This is a genomic window from Pirellulales bacterium, assembly GCA_019636345.1.
Classification (GTDB): Bacteria; Planctomycetota; Planctomycetia; order Pirellulales; family Lacipirellulaceae.
Genome location: JAHBXQ010000003.1, coordinates 169318 through 188352, shown reverse-complemented (window position 1 = coordinate 188352; position 19035 = coordinate 169318). Strand labels below are relative to the sequence as shown.

Below are 19035 nucleotides of genomic sequence, written 5' to 3'. Positions count from 1 at the left end.
GTGCGCTGCGCACTCCGTCTCTCACCCTTTCAGTTCGACGTCGACGACCAAATCCGCCGCGACCTGTTCGAGCGCCTCGCGGAGCGTCTCCCGATCGAGCCCCGCAGGGAGCCGCAGTTGGGCCGCGGCCCGGAACAGCGGCTGGCCCGTGTTGGGGGCGGGGACGCACTCGGTCTCGAACTCCTCGACGTTCACCCCGTGCCCCGCCAGCACGCGGGTGATCTTGCGGACGATCCCCGGCTGGTCGTGCCCCACCAAGTCGAGTTGCACGACGAGGCCTTGGCCGGGGGCCGAGCTGACGGGGTCGGCGTGGACGACCGACTCCAATCCTTCCGCGTTCAAATGCGTGAGCGCAGCGGTCAAGCCTGCCGCTCCCTCGGCAGCAATCTCGACTCGCAAAATCCCGGCAAACTGCCCCGCGAGCCGAGCCATCCGGCTTTCGATCCAGTTGCCGCCGTGTTCGGCGACGACGGCGGCGATCTGCTCGACGATCCCCGGCCGATCGGGCCCCAGCACGGTCAAAACGAGCGAAGTTTGCGACATGCTTCTCGATTCAGAAATAGGCGTCCGCGGATGACGCGAACGGGCGCGAATTGGATGAGGAGCCGCTCACCGCGACATGGCGTTCAATCGCCGGTTCACTTCTTCCCCGCGGACAGCACGGTTTCGTAGCTCTCGGCGCCCAGGACGAAAATCTTGCCGTCACCCATCCGGCCGGTGCGGGCGGCCTCGACCATCCGTTGGATCACCTCCTCGGCTCGGCCGTCCTCGACCCAGGCGGTGATCTCGACCTTGGGGAGAAACGCGTCGCGGTACTCGCTGTCGGCGTACTCGTTGAGATAGTCTTTTTGCTTGCCGAAACCCTTCACCTCGCGAACGTGAACCGCCTCGAGGGGCGCCCGCCGGAGGCCTTCGAGAATCTTCTCGGCCAGATACGGCTTCACGATGGCGACGACTTGTTTCATAAGGGGAGCAGCTACGAACTGTAAGCCAAGCAATCGTCGCTGCGGCGGTCGCAAACTCCGCCCTCCTCTGGCTTAGAGCTTACGGCTTATGTCTAACAGCTACTCAGCTAAAGAAATTCTCGCCGAACAAATCGATCTCGGGGCCGGTCTCGACTTCGATGTCGCCGTAAACCTTGGTCTGGCACGCCAAGCGCATCGTCTCCTCGTTGCCGACGAACGCCAGGCACGGCAGCGGGTCGACGCCGCCGGGAGTAACAGGGGTGGGGATCGGCACCTTGAAGCGGAGCTTCTCGACCATCCCCATCTTGCTTGTGTTGTCCATCCCCTTGGTAATCCGCACCCGGCACGTACCGCACTGGCCGAAGCCGTGGCAGTTGATCACCTTATTGAGCCCGGCGCCGAAGCCGTTGAGCCCCTGGTGAGTGTTGACGCCCGCCTTGATCGCTTCGGCCCGCAGGTTGGCGCCTGCCGGGACCTCAATTTCCTTCTGTTCCTTGACGAACTTGATGACCGGCATGGCGAGGGGCGTTCCTGGCAAGCGGAGAGGGGGGCGCCGGATTGGGTTCCATGGGCGACGCGGCGCGAGTAACATACTCTACCGCGCCAAAAATCCCCGGGAAAGTGGCCCGCATATTGATCGGTTCTCGCCCGCTGGCGGTCGATTTTCTCCGCAATTCGACCGCCGATGCTCGGAGCGAATCAGTCGCGAAGCAGACCGCCGCCCCCAACCCTCCGAACTCCCCCACGCCGATGGATCGCCAGTACTCCAAATTCCAGCAAAAGGCCATCAAGAACTTCTACGACAACCGCGACGCGATCTCGCTGCAGCGGCTTGGGGAGTTGGTGACCGATCTCTATCTCGCCGAGGGGAAAACTCGGGCGTCGAAGTGGAAACAGATCGCCGCGGCGCTGGAGCGCTGCGGGGTGCCGGCGCAGGAGATCGAGCACTTGCAGAAGCAAGACGACCCGGCGCTCTTGGCGAAGAAGGTGACGGAGTTGCAGGGGAAGGAGTGAGGGGCGTCGGGTAGTCGAGGGTGAGCGGCGTGGCCGCCGCCGCTCACTGCGTCGCAAGTTCATACTGGATTTCGTCGCCGAATACAGATTGTTCCCCCATGCACCAGTACCTCGCGCTCCTCGATCGCGTCCTCGCCAGCGGCGTCCACAAGGACGACCGGACCGGCACCGGCACGCGCAGCGTATTCGGGCACCAGATGCGATTCGATCTGAGCGAAGGGTTTCCCCTGGTCACCACCAAGAAGGTTCACCTCAAGAGCATCATCTACGAACTGCTCTGGTTCCTGCGCGGCGAGACGAACGTCGCGTATCTCAACGAGCACGGCGTGACGATCTGGGACGAGTGGGCGGACGCCGACGGCGAACTGGGCCCCGTGTACGGCAAGCAGTGGCGATCGTGGGAGACGCCCGACGGGCATTTGATCGATCAGATGTCGGCGGTGCTCGCCGCGATCCGCACGAACCCCGATTCGCGGCGGCTGATCGTCAGCGCGTGGAACGTGGCCGACGTGCCGCAGATGAAACTGCCGCCGTGCCATTTGCTGTTCCAGTTTTACGTCGCCCAGGGGCGACTGTCGTGCCAGCTCTATCAGCGGAGCGCCGACGTCTTTCTTGGCGTGCCGTTCAACATCGCCTCGTACGCGCTGCTCACAATGATGGTCGCACAGGCGACCGACCTGGCCCCCGGAGAGTTCGTCCACACGCTGGGGGACGCCCATCTGTACGACAACCACCTGGAGCAAGCTCGTCTGCAGTTGAGCCGCGAGCCGCGCCCGCTGCCGACGATGAGGCTCAACCCGAGCGTGACGGATCTCTTCGCGTTCGCGTACGAGGACTTCGCGCTCGAAAACTACGACCCGCATCCGCACATCAAGGCGCCAGTCGCGGTTTGAGCTTGGCGCGGCGGAAACGGGTTCGCCACGGAGGCACGGACGTTACGGAGACGGTTTGAGGCGGAACGGTGAACGCCGTCCCCCTCTCCCGTATTCATCGAATGTCGAACTTCTGCCGCTTCGCACATTGCTTCATCGTTTGCTCCCTTTTTGCGTCCTCCGTCGTTCCGTCGAATTGCATGCCTGACGCACAGCGCATCTCCCTCATTGTCGCCGTCGCCGAAAACGGGGTGATCGGCCGCGCCGGCGGTTTGCCGTGGCGACTGAGCGCCGACTTGCAGCGGTTCAAGCGACTGACCGTGGGCCATCCGATCGTCATGGGGCGCAAGACATGGGATTCGCTCGGCCGGGCCCTCCCGGGGCGAACCTCGATCGTCGTCACCCGCAACCCCGAATACCGCCCTGCTGTTTCCGGCGTCCTCGTCGCTTGCGGCTTGGCGCCCGCGTTGAAACTCGCCGCTGCGGCGCCCGGGGGCGAGGAGTGCTTCGTCATCGGCGGCGCCGAGTTGTATCGCGCCGCGCTCCCGCACGCCCATCGGCTCCACCTCACCCGCGTTCATGCGACAGTCGACGGCGACACGCACTTTCCGGAGATCGATCCTCGGGCATGGCGACTCGCCGCAAGCGAGCGTCACGAGGCGGACGACCGCAACGAGCATCCGTGCAGCTTCGAACTCTACGAACGAGTCGCCCCATGAGCGCCCGACGTCCCGCCGCCGAACCGACACGTTGCGGGTGGACCCGCGGCGGAAACGCACTGTACTTGGCCTACCACGATCAGGAGTGGGGGGTCCCGGTGCGGGACGATCGGAAGCAGTTCGAGTTTCTCACGCTGGAAAGCGCCCAAGCGGGGCTCAGTTGGTCCTGCATCCTCAACAAACGCGAGGGGTACCGCCGGGCTTTCGCCGGCTTTGACCCCGAGAAGGTCGCTCGCTTCACCGCCAAGCGAATCGAAAGACTGGCGCTCGACCCCGGGATCGTCCGCAACCGGCTCAAGATCGCCGCGGCGGTCTCGAACGCCCGTTGCTTTCTCGCGGTCCAGGAGGAGTTCGGATCGTTCAACGACTACATGTGGAGCTTCGTCGACGGACGAACAGTCCAAAATCGTTGGCGCGAACACGCCGAGATCCCCGCCACCTCGCCTGAGAGCGACGCCCTGAGCAAGGATCTCAAGAAGCGCGGCTTCAAGTTCGTCGGAAGCACGATCGTTTACGCCCACATGCAAGCCGCAGGACTGGTCAACGACCATCTGGTGAGTTGCTTTCGCCACAAACCGTGTCGGGAGTTGGCGAGGGGAAACAAGTGAGCGCCTTGGAGGGAGAGGCGAAGCCGCTCCGAGTCTCACTCTTCCCACGCAAACGTCATCACCTCCGCGATGCTGCCGGCGCCGCTGGCGAGCATCGCCAGCCGGTCGAAGCCCAGGGCGCAGCCGCTGCACGGCGGCAGACGGGCGTGGGCGGCGAGGAACTTCTCCGGCAGCGGCAGCGCCGCCCGCCCGTCGGCGACGCGACGGGCGTTCACTTCCTCAAACCGACGCCGCAACTCGGTCCCGTCGGTCAGTTCGTGGTAGCCGTTAGCCAGTTCGACCCCGCGCCAGTACAGTTCGAACCGCTCGGCAACCACGTTCCCCTGGGGGTCGATTCGCGTCGCGGCGAGGGCCGCTTGGCTCGGCGGGTAGTCGCACAAAATTTCCGGCCCAGCCGCCCCGAGTCGCGGCTCCACCGCCGCCGCCAGCAGCAGGTTGAGCCACTCGTCGCGATCCTCCGGCATGTCCGCCGGGACGACCACGGCAAGTCGCTCCGAAGCGCGAGCCAATTCCGCGAGCGACGCTTGGTGCGGATCGATCCCGGCGTGAGTCGCCAACGCGTCGGCATAGGCGGTTTGCGTGATCGGCACGTCCCCGCCGAGCAACTCTCGGCACAATTCGGCAAGCAAGCTCACCCCGGCGACGAAGTCGTCGCCGACGCGATACCACTCGACCATCGTGAACTCGGGGTTGTGGAGCCGCCCATGCTCTCCCCGCCGAAACGCAGGGCCGATTTGCACGATCGCCGGCATCCCCTCGGCGAGAAGTCGCTTCATCGACAACTCGGGCGACGCCTGCAGCCACCTCCCTTCGACAGCGATCGGCTCGATGTGCAATTCAGGAATCACTTCGTCGCAGAGCAGCGGAGTCGCGACCTCGACGAAACCCCGCGCGGCGAAGAATGCTCGCAGCCTGGCGAGCAACGCGGCTCGTTGCTGCAAGCGTTCGCGGTGCAGAGCAAATCGTGACGAATCGTCGTCGGTCACTCGAGTCCTCGACTACGCCATGAACAGATCGCACTGCGGCTCGCAGTCTCCCCTAGCCGGAAGAGCGACGATGCACGCGCGCTGCACTCCGGACCGCGTTGCAGTCCGGCTGGTTGGGATATTCTAGGTCCTACGAGTCGCCGGCGAGAGCGAACCAATCGATTGTCGACGAGAACTGTTCGCCGCCGTGGGCCACCGTCGCCAAGAGCGGCACGCCGCACCGCTCGGCGAGATCGTCCGCATTCGTTGCGAGACTCGCGTCCCCTTCGCGCAGCGCCGCTTGGTTCAGCACGATCCCGGCAATCGGCAGCCGTGGTGCGCGAGCTCGGGCCGTGACGATCGTCTGCAGCGAATGGTTGACGGCCCCCAACTCGTTCGCCGCGACGATCACCAGCGGAAAGCCGAAGTCGGCGGCGAGGTCGATGTTGTAGGTCGCGTCTCCCAACGGCGACATCAGCCCGCCGGCGCCCTCGACGAGCACGATTTCGCTCGCGGCGAGCCACGGCGCCAGACCTGCCCGCAACAGGCGCTCGTCGACGCGGCGTCCCTCGGCCGTCGCAGCGCGCGGGGGCGAAACGGGGGCAAGGAAACGCTGCGGGCAAACTTCGTCCGTCGTCAGCGGCCTCCCCGCGGCCTCCCACAACCTGACCGCATCGTCGGCGACGACGCGGCCCGCCTCGATGCGACAGCCGCTGGCCGCGGGCTTGTAGACTCCGACGCGACGCCCCGCACCGAAGAGTTCCCGCGCAATCATCGCCCCGATGCGGGTCTTGCCGACCTCGGTGCTCGTCCCGGCGATGAACAGACCGCACGTCATGGGCGAAAACTCTCTCTGATCGAATGCTGGTTGCGGCGCCAGGAAAAGCAGGACCGCGAATCAACGCGAATCGACGGTCCTCTTGGCGGGTCGGGGGCGTTCCCAGACGCCGCTTGGCTTAAGAACATCGCGACGAGTTGCGCCGATTCGCGGCCTCCTGTCTTCGTTGTGGCGCGAGCAGCGCGTTCTCGCTCCGCTACAGTTGCAGAAACTCCTCGACCGCGTCGCTCATCGCCTCGCGATCGGGGCTGGCGCCGGTCCAGATTTCGAACGCCGCGGCGGCCCGCTCCACGAGCAGCGTCAACCCGTCGATCGTCGTCAGCTTCCGCTCGCGCGCCGCTCGCAGCAGCGGCGACAGCGGCGGGTTGTAGACGACGTCGGCGACGATCGTCTTCTTGCCGAGCGCCGCGAGGTCGATCGGCAGCGACGTGCGCTGGTCGAATCGCCCCAAGGGGGTCGTGTTGATCACCAGGGTCGTCCCCTCGTCGATCTCCAGCATCCCCTCGTTCGGCCAGACGAGCGTCGAGCACGCGGGAGGCTCCTTGAGATTGCCGATCGTCGTCTGCAGCGTATCGACCTGCCCCGGATCGAGGCAGACGAACCGCAAAGCCGCGGCTCCGGCCAGGGCCAGTTCCGCCGCGATCGAATGGGCGAGCCGCCCCCCGCCGAGGATGACGGCCGTCGCCCCCTTCATCGGGGCGTGCGGCTCGAGCAACCGCCGCAAGGCGAGACCCTCGGTGTTATGGCCGTGCAGCTTGCCGTCGACTTGGTGGAGGCAGTTCACCTGCCCGCTGATCCGGGCGGCATCGGTGGTCTGTTCCAGGTAGGCGTGCACCCGCCCCCGATGGGGCGGGGCGAGCATCACTCCGCGGAAGCCGAAGATCCGCACTCCCCGCAAGGCCCCCTCGAAATCGCGGGCCGAGACCTCGAACGTCAGAAACCGCCAATCCAGATCCGCGACCTCGAACGCCTTCTCCAGCATGTAGTGGTTGGGATTCCCCGCGACGGGATCCCCTAGCAGGCAACAAACGTCTTGTTGGACGAGGCGAGACACGGCGAGTCGCAAAAGACAGTGGCGGCGGCGGGCGGTGCGAACCGCCGATTGTCGCCCGAACGGGGGGGATTTTCAACGCCGCATCTCGCTCTCGCCAGGGCGTAGCGGAAATGGGGTTTAGGCGCACCACAGAGGTCGCGGAGGACGTAGTGCGAGTCAGAGCAGCAACGAACGCTGCTGGCATCCGCTGCCTCAAATGATGCCGGCCGAATCATGCCGCATTTTTCCGAACTCGCCGCGCGGAACGCCTTGTTTGTCTCTGGCTTTGCTCCCGCTGGGAACTCGGCGGCGAAACCTCCCGACCGCTCCCGGCGCAGGCCCTCAAGGCATGGTACAGTTGTGCCATGCCGAGTATTGGGCGACGACCGGTGACATGGCTTTTCTTCGCGGCGACCGCGGTCGTGACGGCGACGATTGTTTTCACCCTTGAGCTGCCCACTGCGGATCGGCTCACGGCGAGCGGCCCGAACGAGTTGTTGTGCGCGGTCTTGCTGGGTCCGATTTACCTGTCCGGCGCCGCGGTCGCGGCATGGCGGGCCCACCGACTGCTGCGGCTCGGGTTGTTCGCCGGGGGAACCGCGCTGTTTCCGACTCTCCTGACCTTCAGCGATGATTGGAGCCGCTGGAGCCGCTACGTCGGCGTCGTCTTTCTCATGCAAGTTCTTGCCGCACTAGGCGCCGCGACGCTTGTGCTCGGTCGCCGACTGCTGGGAGATCGATCTCGCGGCGAGAACGGGCCGTGGCAGTTCCCGCTGATCGAACTGTTCGGCTGGTCGATCGTCGTCGCCATCGTGTCGGCTTGCTTGAGGAATTCGCCTGTGGGAGAACTCCTGGGAAGTCATGACGCCGTGGCTTGGCTGACGGTCGCGTATGTCGCCGGATTCGCTCTCGCATGGCGACTCGCTCGCCCCGATCCCCCCCAGACTCGCTATGCCGCGGTCATCGCAGGAGGGATTCTCGCGGTCGCGTTCGTGTCCGTGAATCTTCTTGAACGCAATAGCGATGCGACGCTCATGGTCGCGTCGATCGGTTGGTGCATCGCCTGGGCGGTCTGCTTGGCGGTCGACTCATGGAGCGACGACCGTTTGGCGCCGAAAGACCGTTCCGCGCACGAAAAAAGCGACGCCGAAGCGTCGCCTTCTCCTCTGCAAGTCTGCGCCGCGGAAAAAAGCCCGCGGGACGATTCGGGTGATGATGCCTAGGTCTCCCGTCTTGATGAATCGTCCCGCGAGCAACTCCCTCGTGAAGGAACGGTCGGCCGAACAAACGTCAAGAGGCCGATCTAACGTCGCTCGAGTTCTCCCCTCCCGTTGACGAGCACGTCAATTCGAGCGACGCCGAAGGATGGCCGACGCGCGGGTCTCCTTCACGAAGTTCAACATACACCGCGCCGCGAATATGCCAAGCAAATGGCGCCAAGCGCTGCTAGCGACAGTGAAAGCGGTTCCGGGATCGCGTTGATCACGCCCACTCCGTGACCGACGCCGAGTCGGAAATCGTATCCTGCTGTTCCCCCTGTCCCCAACCATGTGTCGAGAATCGGACTACCGCTGCTGTCGACGAAGGCGCCGTTGCCGGGGATGTCAACTAGTTTCACAAAGGCGATCGCCGCGAGATCGACCTGTCCGCCGATCACCAGCGGATCGCTCGTCAAGTCGTCGAGATCGAACGGTGTGCCAAAACCGCTCGCATGCTTTCCAGCGAGATTGTGAACATTGGTCATGTCGAACCCGCCGAAGGACTGGCCGAACGTCCCTTGCCAGTCGATGTTCGTGCTGACCGACGGGAATCGGGCGAAGTCGACGCCGTTGGACGAGACCTCGACGTACGCCAACTCGGCGAACAAGTAGGGATCGCTCGGGAACACGAACCCGTTCTCGAACACTGCGAAGTCGGGCCCCGCGCCGTTGCGGATGCCGCTTGGGAAAGTCACGGTGATGTAGCCAGGCTGCGCACCGGCGGCAATTTCATCGGCGTCGAGATCCCCCAAGCTGTTCGTCCCGCCGGGGTTGATCGCGGCCGAGCCGCGAGGAGCGTACGCCGTCCGCGCCGGGTCGATCGCATCGGCCCACTCGACGAACAGGGGACTCGCCGCGGGAATCGCAGCGTCGACGGCGTGAGCCGTATCCGTCGGCCCTGAATAGGGCCCGGCCCAAGCGCCGGCGGCGAATACGAGAGCAATGACCGCGGCGAGCGGTGCGAAGCGTTTCATGAGACGACCTTTCTGAAGCAAAACCAGAGGTGAAGAACACGATTCAACAAATACAGTCAACACAAAGCGACGCACGAGGCCCTTGTGCGAAACGCCCAGCCCAGGACGAGGGCGCCAAGCCACAACCACGCGGCCCTCGGCTCCGGAACCGAGCCGACAAGTGCGTTGTGCGTTCCGGTTGCGCGTTGCCAACGGAGAAAGTCGGCCCCGTCGACGGCGCCGTTCTGGGTCGCGTCGCCAAACGCCGGCCCGACGTCCGCAGCGCCGTAGTGCTGCGACCAGATCGCCAAGTCCGCACCATCGACGAGGCCGGTGGAGTCGAAGTCCTCCGGCCGTGCCGGGGTGAAGAGCGTCACGAACTCGTCGACCGTGGCGCCGAAACCGAAGTCGGCCATTACGGCCAAGACCCCGCCGTCGGGTCCCGCGAACGGCTCAAACGGTGCACTCCCCGGGCAGAACGCGATCGCCGTGGCGAACTGTCCCTCGATCTCTCGCGTGTCGAACGGCTCGGCTGCGAGCTCAGGGACCGTCCCTGCGAGGGCGAACACCCCGCCGAAGCCGGTGACGAACAGGTCCCCCTGGTCGTCGATCGCCACAGCGGCCGCGGGGACGCCCGTGGCGATCACCGTCGGCGAGACGAGCGTCACGCCGCCGACGTCGTGCTGCACTCCCGCTCGCCACAGCCGACCCTCGGTCGGGTTGCCGGCCAACGCATCGAGAAAGAGCAGGTTCCCCGCCCCGTCGAGCGTCAGCCCCGCGCCATAGTCCAGTCCGCCGAGAAGCGTCGTTGCGACGCCGGTGGCGCGATCGACGCGGCTGATCGTCCCCAACCCGGCGCCACGAGACGTCGAGACAAAGATCTCGCCGCTGGAATGCACGATAACGCCCGCGATGGCGTTGATCCTCGTAGCGATCGTCTCGCGGCTGCCATCGAGTCCCAGCGAGTAGAGCCGTCCGTCGGTCGTGTTGTCGGTCACGAGAATCCGCTCGGCGATCGGATCGTACGCCACCCCGCCGACCCAAAAGTTCAACGGATCGTCCCCGGCGAACGTCACCGGGGCGCCGACCGCTCCGCCGGACGTGATGGCTCGCAGCGCGATCGTATTGGCGCCGTAACCACTGTCCTCGACGGCGTACAGCGTACCGTCAGGGGCGAACGCCATCCCGACCGGCGGACCGTCGAGCGCAATCGTCCGCGTGACGTAACCCGCGGGCGCAGCGAGCGCCGGCGATGCGGCCAATGACATGAAGAACGCCACAGAGATCCGGAGCGAAACGCTCGCAAGCGCTAAGCTGCGATGACCAATGCCCGACGACGGTTGATCAATGCTGGTCAATGCGACGGGCGATTGACGACGGGCGATCGGTGAATCGTCCATGGTCATTGGAGCTTGAAGATTGGCTATTTCCCCTACTACGCATCTTCCGTGGCGCCGGAGTGAAGTGATTTCTGCTCCCGCCGTTGCATCAGGCGTGTCAGCGTGCATGCTCGACCTCCTCTCCGGCGCGGGTCGCCATCGCCTCGACGATCGCCACGTCGAGTGCGGCGTCGATCCACCGCACGCTGCCGTCGCAGAACGCGCCTTGCGCACCCTGGGGATGATCGCTCCAGATCTCGTTGTCCTGTTCGACGTTCACTTGGCCGGTCGTGTCGAACACGTTCTCGCCGTTGATCCACTGACCGTCCATTGCGGCGCCGCGACCCGCGTCCTCGGCGACCGCCAGCGTGCGAGACGCGCCGTCGGTCACTTCGCGGAGCGCAACGGCCCGGTCGTACAACAGCACGCCGTTGGCCGAGGGACTCTTGTAGGTCGCCCCGTAGATGCCGCCGTAGTCGGCGGCCGCGGCGGCGAACAGCTCAGCGGCTCCCTGCAACACGGTCGTGACGAACGCCCCTTCGCGGCGGCTGGCCCAGCGGACGACGCTGGGACACAGAAACGACGCCACCGGGGTCTCCGCCGCCGCGCGGTTCGCCGCCGAATCGAACGCGGCCGTCGCATCGAGCCGCGCGGCAAGGGGGGCCTGATCCATCTGCGGAAGAATCGCCGCAAGCCAACTCAACTGCCGTCCCGCGGGGTTCACCCGGGGGATTCGCTTGTCGAGACACCCGATCGGCAATTCGCCGTAGGCCGCGTGATAAGTTTGCAGCGCGACGCCGACTTGCCGCAGGTTGTTGGCGCACTGGGTCCGACGAGCCGCCTCGCGCGCACTCTGAACCGCCGGGAGAAGCAGCGCGACCAGCGCGCCGAGAATCCCCATGACGACCAACAGTTCGACCAGCGTAAACGCCCGCGGATGAAATGCTCCCTGCCGTGGCATGGAACCGAAGACCGTTCCGACGACTGCCGACGCACAAGCCTGCGAGGGACGACCCCGCGACGGCTTAGTAGCCAGGCGCGCGGCTTGCGGCCGCGCTGCAGACGCCAATGCGTCGCGCTTCTTGAGCTCTCGCAAGAGGCGCGACCGACAGGTGCGACGGTAGGTCTTCTGACTCCCAGGCTCGGTCGGACGGGGGCCTTCTCGCCGCGACCGACCCGAAGGCCTGCCGACGGCAATGGCTCGCAGAAGCGTCCGACCTCGTCGCCCAGTCACAGCGGCGAGAACCGTTCCGGATTTGCACCGGATTCCCTGTTCCGTCGACTGCGAGCTACGCATCGCCCGAGTCGACCACCGACGCACGGTGAGTGAACGGGGCGAGTCTAAACGCACTCCGGAGCCGTGTCAAAGCCCGGTGCGCAATAACGCGAAACAACGTCGCGGTTGCCGCGCGGCGCGCGATCGCATCGCGGATAAAATGACGCTCGTGCGACGCTCCTTGCGCCGAACTCTTCTCCGCCGACTCCACGCCTGAGGACGCCCACGATGCTGCAAACACCCTGGTTCGTCGCAAAGCTATTGATTCCCACTTGCCTCGGCGTCTGGCTCGCTTCGTCGGCCCGCGCAGCAGCGGACGAGCCGACGTTCATCGAGCGCTTGGGCGTCGTCTACGGCGCCCAAGCGGACGAGCGCGGGCCCCTCGGCGGAGGAGAGGGTTACCGCGCGACCGTCGCCGGAGGCGACTTCGAGGTCGCGACGCTGGACGAACTGTTGGCCGCGCTTGCGCAAGCTCAAGCCGGACAAACGGTGTTCCTCCCCGGCGAGACCGAGATCGACCTCACCGCGCGGATCTACGTCGACAAGCTTGTGCTCGAAATCCCCTCCGGCGTGACGCTGGCCGGCAATCGGGGCGTCGACGGCTCGCGCGGGGCGATCCTCGTCAGCGACGCTCTCGACACCCCCGTGATGATCCGCGCCCTGGGCCCCGACGTGCGGATCACGGGCTTGCGGCTGCAGGGGCCCTGCCCCAAACGGCATCTCGACCACCATCGCCGCGCGATGGAGCTCGAAGGGCCCGAGTATCGCCGTTACTACTACAAGTTCCCCACGAGCAACGGGATCGTCACGGAGCACGATCGGCTCGAGGTCGACAACTGCGACATCTCGGCGTTCGCCCATGCGGGGATCGACCTGCGCCGCGGAACGGGGCACCATGTTCACCACTCGTCGATTCACCACTGCCAATACCAGGGGCTGGGGTACGGCGTCTGTCACAACGTGGCGACCTCGACGATCGAGCGCAATCTGTTCAACTGGAACCGCCACTCGATTGCGGGGACGGGGCGCCCGGGGTCGGGCTACGTGGCCGCCCACAACGTTGAACTGGGGGAGTCGCTCAGCCACTGCTTCGACATGCACGGCGGACGCGACCGCCGGGACGGAACGAACGTCGCCGGCACGTCGATCGAGATCCGCAACAACACGTTCCGCGCCCTCGCGATCGCGGTGAAGATACGCGGCGTCCCGGAAGACCGCTGCCAAGTGCATCACAACTGGATCGCAAGGCATCTCGACAACCAACCGCCGGTGGTCGCCGAGGCGGGAACGACCGTCGAGCAGAACGCCTACGGCGAGCCGGGCGAGGTGCGGTGACGGTCGGAGCGCGCCAAGCCGCAAGCGAGGGGCTGCGCGCCGGCGAACTTCCCGTCACTCCCTCCGAACCAAGGGCGTCAGTCCTCGGAAAGCGCCGCGATCAACATCGGCAGCACCGTGAGGTTCCCCACGAGCCCGCCGACCATCGACAAACTCACCAGCACGCCGAAATAGGCCGTGGGGACAAAGTCGCTCAGCGCCAAGGCCGCGAATCCGACGATCAGCGCAAGCGTGGCGAACGTCGCCGCTCGACCAACCAAGTCCTGGGCCTGCACGAGCGCCGCGGAGACGCTCGCGCCGCGCCGCCGCAGCCGTTGGTACAGCATGACGTAGTGGATGCTGCCGTCGACGCTCAGCCCGACGCTGACCGCGGCGATCATCGCGGCGCCCATGTTGACGCGAATCCCCAGCCAACCCATCGCCCCGAACAGCACCAGCGAGGGCGCCATGTTGGGCACGACCGCCGCCAGCGCGAGCGGCACGCTGCGAAACGCCGCCGCCAGCATCGCCAGCACGACCCCCGCCGCCACGGCGAACGTCGTCCACTGGTCGGCCAGGAGACTTTCCACCAGTCGGGTGAGCAGCACGTAGTATCCGGTCGCCTCCGCCTCGGGATAGTCCGCCCGCACCGCGGCGGTCGTTTGCGCGATCAACTCGGCCTTCTCCGCCGCGGGAAGCTGCTCCGGCGAACGGAGCAGCACGCGCAACCATCTGCGACCGGTCTCGGGGTCGACGTTGTCGATCGCCTCGACGAACTCGACCATCCGGGCTCGCATCAGTCGCATCCCCGCGGCCAGAGCGAATGTCGGCGCACGGCGCAGCGCAGTCGAACTGCCCAATCCTGCGGCGAGCGCATCGGCCAGCGAGATCGCCTTGCCGAGATTGGGATTCGCGGCCCGCCAAGCGGCTTCGCGGTCGACAAGTTCGGCGAGCCAGCGGCCGTCGACTCGCTCTGGCGCCGGGATCATCAGGTCCCACACGCCTGCGCCTCCGAAGCGATTCTCGACGAACTCGTACGCCTGGACGATGGAACTGCCGGCGCGAAAATTGCGCGTGAAGTCGGTCTCCAGTTCGAGTCGTCGGGTTCCCCAACCGGCCAACACCGCCGCGATTCCGAACCCTGCGATCAGCAGCCGGGCGTGTCTTGTCGACCACGCCAACAGCGCCTCGAGCCCGGTGACGAGCCAACCCCGCGCCGCATCGGGCGCGGGGGGGGCGACGACGTCGCGCGCCCCGCCGGCCAACGTCAGGCTTGGCGCCGCCAGCGCACAACTCGGCAGCACGAGCAAGCTGCCCAGCGCCATCATCAGCCCAAAATCGTGCACGGGGCCGACGCGCGAGACCATCAAAGCGCCGAACCCGGCCGCATCGGTCAGACAGGCGAAGGTCACCGGCACGGCAAGTTGTTCGAGGGTCGTCAGCAGGGCCCGCCGCGGCGCCAGCCCGCGCTGCCGCGACGCCTGATACCGGACCATCACGTGAACCACGGTCGCCACGCCGACGACCGTGACGATCGCCCCTAGCATCGAACTGACCATGCTCAACTGCAATTGCGACGCCGCCAACAGTCCGCGGGTCAACGCGAGCGCCAACCACACCGTCGCCAGCGGCAGAGCGAGCCACGTCAACCGACGGAAGCAAGCCAAGATCACGGCGAGCACCAGCGCCGTGCACCAAGAGTTCAGCAGCTTGCCGTCGCGTTCGAGCAGGTCGAACGCTTCCTCGACAAGTATCGGTTCCCCCACCAGCACGGCGGCGTCATAATCAGCCGCTGCGGAGCGCATCCGCGCCAAGGTCTCGCGGCGCGTCGTCGGGCCGACCCCTGCACGCTCGATCAGGCAGATCACTCCCGCCCCGTCGAGCGACGCATTGTGCGTGTACCCGGCGAACATGTCGCGAAACCGCGCTCCGCGCCCCGCGTCGGCAAAGTCGCTCGCCCCCGGCGGCTCGAGCAGCGAGACGACTGCGACGACGCCGGGGACCTCGCGCATCCGCGCGGCGAGTCGCTCGACGCGAGCCAGCCCCGCTTCGCTTGCCAGCTCGGGGTCGGCGTAGAGCGCCATCACGATTTCGTGCTCGCCGAACGTGCGCTTCATTCGCTCGAACGGAACGAGCAGCGGGTCGTCGGCTTGAAACATCTTCTCGATCGACCGATCGAGCGTCAGCCGGCTTCCTACGATCGCTCCGACGAGCCCCAGCGCCGCAGCCAGAACCAACAACGCCCACCGCCAACGGATCATGGCGCCCAAGACGCGGCGGAACATGAGGGGAGACATGGGCAAATCGCGTGTGATCTGACGGCGGCGAGGGGCGAGCCACAGGGGCTCGCCTAGGGTTCTCCGGGGTGAAGCGTAGGGGGTCGACGATTGCATCGCGAGGGGGGAGAGCGGACGACGGACCGCTAGCGTCGTCGCAACTGCTTGTCAGGCATGGGATTGCGGAACCTCGCCCCCGGGCCAAAGCATGTTGACCCCCGACGCGGCCGGCCCCTATACTTCGCCGCCTTTGTCCGGGCCCAAAATGCGCAAGTCCCCGTCACGCTTGTCTTTCGGATGACCAGAACGGTCGGATCGCCCCCGGTTTGCGCGGCGTTTGCCGCCGGGCGGACCCTCGCCAGGAAGGTGAGTCGCTGAAACCTCTGCCGCCACTTCGACGCCGTGCCGTTGCGCGCTGCCGCGAGCGCCAGCGCCGCGCGTGCGCGCTGGTGCGATGGATGCGGCTGGCGCTCGTCGCGGTTGCGGCGACGTGCGCGTGGCAGACGGTCGAGCCGCTATCGCGCGCCGCGGACATCGCGGCCCCAGGCGTCGACGTCGCTGAACCGATCACGATCGCCGCGGACTACTGCGAGCGCTGGCGCCAGGGGATCTATGACGTCTATCGTTTGCGCGGGCACGTCTATTTGAACCAGGGTCTCACCTACGCCCGCGGCTCCGAAGCGGTGTTGTGGATCGCCCCCGGCAAGTCCCTCGGCGAGCCGACGAAAGTGATCGCGTACTTTGAAAGCGTCGAAGGGGCGCCGCTGACGGTCGACTTCCAACGTCGTCCGGAAGACGCCGCAAAGGGAGGCCTGCTCGGTCGTCAGCAAGGCTCGACGTGGTTCGAACGCTTCGCGACGACCGCACCGCTGAAGCTAAGTTTGCCCGAGCCGGCCCCCGAACCGCAGATCAAGCCGGAGATTTACTCGCGCGGCCTCGAGCAGTTCGATCCCCAGCGTCGGCAACAACTCTTGCTCGCCCAGTTCACCGAATTCACGCCCGTCCCCGCAACGGCGCAGCAGCTTCCGCCGGGGGTGCGGCGGTTTCAACTCTTCCCCCGCAGCGACCTGCCGTTCAACCTCGAATGGAAACCGGGCCCCGCGGGCGAGAACGCGATGGTGCTCTCCGGCGGGGTGCGACTGCTGATCGAGGGAGTCGCCGCCGAGGGCTTGCCGGCGAACCTTGGCCCGCTGGGGGTCATCGACCTGTCCACCGATCGGGCGGTCGTGTTCGCCTCGGGGGTGAGCGGCGGCCCGGGAGGCGCCGGGTTGCAGACGCAAGACGCCCCGCTGGAAATCTACATGGAAGGGAACATCGAGTTCCGCCAGGGGGACCGCGTCGTCTACGCCGACCGCATGTACTACGACGTTCGCCGGCAGATCGGCGTGATCTTGAACGCCGAGGTCCTCACGCCGCTGCCCAACCTGGGAGGATTCGAGTACCCCGGGCTCGTGCGGCTCAAGGCCGCGGCGGTCCGGCAGCTTGACGAATCGCGCTTCGCCGCGACCAACGCGATCGTCACCACCAGCCGCCTCGAGGAACCCTCCTACGCGATCGGCGCGAAGGAGATCGTCTTCGAGGACGTTCAGAAAACGGTCGTCGACCCCGCGACCGGGGCCCCGCTGGTCGATCCCTTCACCGGCGATGCCGTGGTCGATCATAAACAGGTCGCCGAAAGCTACGGCAACGCGGTCTATCTCCGCGGCATCCCCGTATTTTACTGGCCGCGGGTGACGACCGACCTCGAAGAGCCGTCGTTCGTCATCGATCGAGTCCGCTTGGGCAACGACAACGTCTTCGGCACGCAGGTGCAAGTCGATTACGACGCGTACCAGTTGTTCGGCATGCGCAACGCCCCCGCCGGCACCGACTGGGGGCTCAGCACCGATTATCTCAGCGATCGAGGTCTCGGGTTCGGGACCGACTTCTCGTACAACCGCAACGGCTTCCTGGGACTCGACGGCCCCGCGAGGGGGTTATGGGACGCCTGGGCCATTCGCGACAGCGGCGTCGACAACCTCGGTCTGGGACGCCGCACGATCAACCCTGAGGAGAACTTCCGCTTCCGCCTCTTTGGCCAACACCGCCAGCGGCTGGAAAACGGTTGGGAACTGACCGCCGAGAGCGGCTGGATCTCCGACCGCACGTTCCTCGAACAGTACTACGAGCGCGAGTGGGACGAGCTGAAGTCGCCGCGGACCGGGGTCCGGCTCAAACGGCTCGACGACAACCGCGAGTGGGCCCTCTCGGCCAACGCGCGGGTGAACGACTTCTTCACCGAAACGCAGGAGCTGCCGCGGCTCGACCACTACTGGCTAGGGGCGTCGCTGTTGGATGACCGGCTGACGTGGTTCGAGCACTCGCACGTCGCGTATCTCGACCACCGCACCGCCTCGACGCCGACCGATCCGACCCTTGCCAGCCAGTTCTCGCTGTTCCCCTGGGAAGGCAACGCGCGCGGCGTGCGGGCCGCCACGCGGCAGGAGTTCGACCTGCCGGTGCAACTGGGGGTCGTCAAAGTCGTTCCGTTTGCGCTCGGCGAGTTCGCCCACTGGGGCGAGGACCTGACCGGCAACTCGCTCGACAGAGCCTACGTCCACGCCGGCGTCCGTGCGAGCGTGCCGATGTGGGCCGTATTCCCCGAGTACCGCGATACGCTGTTCAATCTCAACGGCTTGGCTCACAAGGTCGTGTTCGACGCGGAGTTGTCGTACGCCGACGCGAACCAGAACTTCGACCAATTGCCGTTGTACGACCCGCTCGACGACATTTCGCTGTACGAATTCCGGCGACGGATTTTCGACGGAACGCTTCCGCCCAGCATCAGCGACCCCAAGTTCGACCCGCGACTCTACGCGATTCGCTCGGGACTGCAGGGGTGGGTGACCTCCCCCTCGACCGAAATGGTCGACGACCTCATGGTCGCCCGACTGGGAATGCGCAACCGCTGGCAGACCAAACGAGGCGGCCCCGGGCGACAACATATCGTCGACTGGCTCACGCTCGACATGAACGTGTCGCTCTTTCCCGACGCGAACCGCGACAACTTCGGTCAGGAGTTCGGCCTGTTCGACTACGACCTGCGGTGGCATTTGGGCGACCGGTTCACGGTCGTCAGCGACGGCGCCGCCGACTTCTTCGGCAGCGGACTTGCGACCGCCTCGGGAGGGATCGTCATCAACCGTCCCAGCCGCGGCAACGGCTACATCGGCGTCCGCACGATCAACGGCCCGATCAACAGCAACGTGCTGTTGGGCAGCTACAACTACCGGCTGAGCGAGAAGTGGATCTCTTCCGCCTCGGCGACCTTCGACCTGTCGACCGCCGGCAACATCGGCCAAACGCTCGCCCTGACCCGCATCGGCGAATCGATGCTGTTCACCATGGGCTTCAACGTCGACAACTCGAAGAACAACGTCGGCGTGTCGTTCCTGCTTGAACCGCGGTTCCTGCCGAACCTGCGCCTCACGCGCGAAACCGGCATCGACGTCCCGCCGGCCGGGGCGTTCGGCCTCGAGTAACCCTCGCCGGCGCGGCGCACTCCGCGTCTTCAGCGGACCTCGC

The 19035-nt window shown here is 66.1% G+C and carries 17 protein-coding genes and 1 riboswitch; of the genes, 7 read left to right on the top strand and 10 right to left on the bottom strand.

The window, feature by feature from the left end; all coding sequences use genetic code 11:
• Nucleotides 1-21: 21 nt before the first annotated feature.
• The 3 genes from KF688_08525 to KF688_08515 all read right to left on the bottom strand — a co-directional run bounded on the left by KF688_08525 (nucleotide 22) and on the right by KF688_08515 (nucleotide 1482).
• Nucleotides 22-543: an ACT domain-containing protein gene (locus KF688_08525; GenBank protein ID MBX3425709.1), complete on the bottom strand. Its 522-nt coding sequence runs from the start codon at nucleotides 541-543 to the stop codon at nucleotides 22-24.
• A gap of 95 nt (nucleotides 544-638) precedes the next feature.
• Nucleotides 639-965: a P-II family nitrogen regulator gene (locus KF688_08520; GenBank protein MBX3425708.1), complete on the bottom strand. Its 327-nt coding sequence runs from the start codon at nucleotides 963-965 to the stop codon at nucleotides 639-641.
• A 103-nt stretch (nucleotides 966-1068) separates the two neighbouring features.
• On the bottom strand, nucleotides 1069-1482 hold the full coding sequence (locus tag KF688_08515) for a (2Fe-2S)-binding protein (GenBank protein MBX3425707.1): 414 nt from the start codon (nucleotides 1480-1482) through the stop codon (nucleotides 1069-1071).
• A 233-nt stretch (nucleotides 1483-1715) separates the two neighbouring features.
• On the opposite strand from KF688_08515, the gene KF688_08510 reads away from it, so the two are divergent.
• The 4 genes from KF688_08510 (at nucleotide 1716) to KF688_08495 (ending at nucleotide 4178) form a co-directional block, all read left to right on the top strand.
• Entirely contained in the window at nucleotides 1716-1979 is a 264-nt protein-coding gene (locus KF688_08510; protein ID MBX3425706.1) for a hypothetical protein, read from the top strand.
• Between the two features lie 98 nt (nucleotides 1980-2077).
• The gene (locus tag KF688_08505) at nucleotides 2078-2872 is read left to right on the top strand and encodes a thymidylate synthase (GenBank protein MBX3425705.1); all 795 of its coding nucleotides are present in this window, start codon (nucleotides 2078-2080) and stop codon (nucleotides 2870-2872) included.
• A gap of 179 nt (nucleotides 2873-3051) precedes the next feature.
• Nucleotides 3052-3570, top strand: coding sequence for a dihydrofolate reductase (locus tag KF688_08500; GenBank protein ID MBX3425704.1), 519 nt, complete (start codon nucleotides 3052-3054; stop codon nucleotides 3568-3570).
• Entirely contained in the window at nucleotides 3567-4178 is a 612-nt protein-coding gene (locus KF688_08495) for a DNA-3-methyladenine glycosylase I (protein ID MBX3425703.1), read from the top strand. The genes KF688_08500 and KF688_08495 overlap by 4 nt, the downstream gene beginning before the upstream one ends.
• Before the next feature lie 35 nt (nucleotides 4179-4213).
• On the opposite strand, the gene genX is transcribed toward KF688_08495, so the two are convergent.
• The 3 genes from genX to KF688_08480 form a co-directional block, all read right to left on the bottom strand.
• A complete protein-coding gene (gene genX, locus KF688_08490) occupies nucleotides 4214-5164 on the bottom strand; it encodes an EF-P lysine aminoacylase GenX (GenBank protein ID MBX3425702.1) in 951 nt (316 codons plus the stop codon).
• Nucleotides 5165-5294: 130 nt separating this feature from the next.
• On the bottom strand, nucleotides 5295-5981 hold the full coding sequence (gene bioD, locus KF688_08485; GenBank protein ID MBX3425701.1) for a dethiobiotin synthase: 687 nt from the start codon (nucleotides 5979-5981) through the stop codon (nucleotides 5295-5297).
• Nucleotides 5982-6177: 196 nt separating this feature from the next.
• Nucleotides 6178-7035 (bottom strand): shikimate dehydrogenase, encoded by an 858-nt coding sequence (locus KF688_08480; protein ID MBX3425700.1) that lies wholly within the window; start codon nucleotides 7033-7035, stop codon nucleotides 6178-6180.
• A gap of 344 nt (nucleotides 7036-7379) precedes the next feature.
• Here KF688_08480 and KF688_08475 point away from each other — a divergent pair, with 344 nt between their 5' ends.
• Nucleotides 7380-8237: a hypothetical protein gene (locus tag KF688_08475; GenBank protein ID MBX3425699.1), complete on the top strand. Its 858-nt coding sequence runs from the start codon at nucleotides 7380-7382 to the stop codon at nucleotides 8235-8237.
• Between the two features lie 173 nt (nucleotides 8238-8410).
• On the opposite strand, the gene KF688_08470 is transcribed toward KF688_08475, so the two are convergent.
• From KF688_08470 to KF688_08460, 3 genes are all read right to left on the bottom strand, one after another.
• A complete protein-coding gene (locus tag KF688_08470; protein ID MBX3425698.1) occupies nucleotides 8411-9247 on the bottom strand; it encodes a PEP-CTERM sorting domain-containing protein in 837 nt (278 codons plus the stop codon).
• 56 nt (nucleotides 9248-9303) lie between these two features.
• Nucleotides 9304-10494 (bottom strand): hypothetical protein, encoded by a 1191-nt coding sequence (locus tag KF688_08465; protein ID MBX3425697.1) that lies wholly within the window; start codon nucleotides 10492-10494, stop codon nucleotides 9304-9306.
• A gap of 229 nt (nucleotides 10495-10723) precedes the next feature.
• On the bottom strand, nucleotides 10724-11566 hold the full coding sequence (locus KF688_08460; GenBank protein MBX3425696.1) for a DUF1559 domain-containing protein: 843 nt from the start codon (nucleotides 11564-11566) through the stop codon (nucleotides 10724-10726).
• A 140-nt stretch (nucleotides 11567-11706) separates the two neighbouring features.
• A riboswitch (cobalamin riboswitch) is annotated at nucleotides 11707-11937 on the bottom strand.
• Between the two features lie 172 nt (nucleotides 11938-12109).
• Between KF688_08460 and KF688_08455 the strand changes: the two genes are divergently transcribed.
• Complete coding sequence (locus tag KF688_08455; GenBank protein ID MBX3425695.1) at nucleotides 12110-13216, top strand: right-handed parallel beta-helix repeat-containing protein; 1107 nt, start codon at nucleotides 12110-12112, stop codon at nucleotides 13214-13216.
• 77 nt (nucleotides 13217-13293) lie between these two features.
• On the opposite strand, the gene KF688_08450 is transcribed toward KF688_08455, so the two are convergent.
• Entirely contained in the window at nucleotides 13294-15492 is a 2199-nt protein-coding gene (locus KF688_08450; GenBank protein MBX3425694.1) for an MMPL family transporter, read from the bottom strand.
• A 437-nt stretch (nucleotides 15493-15929) separates the two neighbouring features.
• On the opposite strand from KF688_08450, the gene KF688_08445 reads away from it, so the two are divergent.
• Entirely contained in the window at nucleotides 15930-18992 is a 3063-nt protein-coding gene (locus tag KF688_08445) for a hypothetical protein (protein MBX3425693.1), read from the top strand.
• Nucleotides 18993-19035 lie beyond the last annotated feature (43 nt).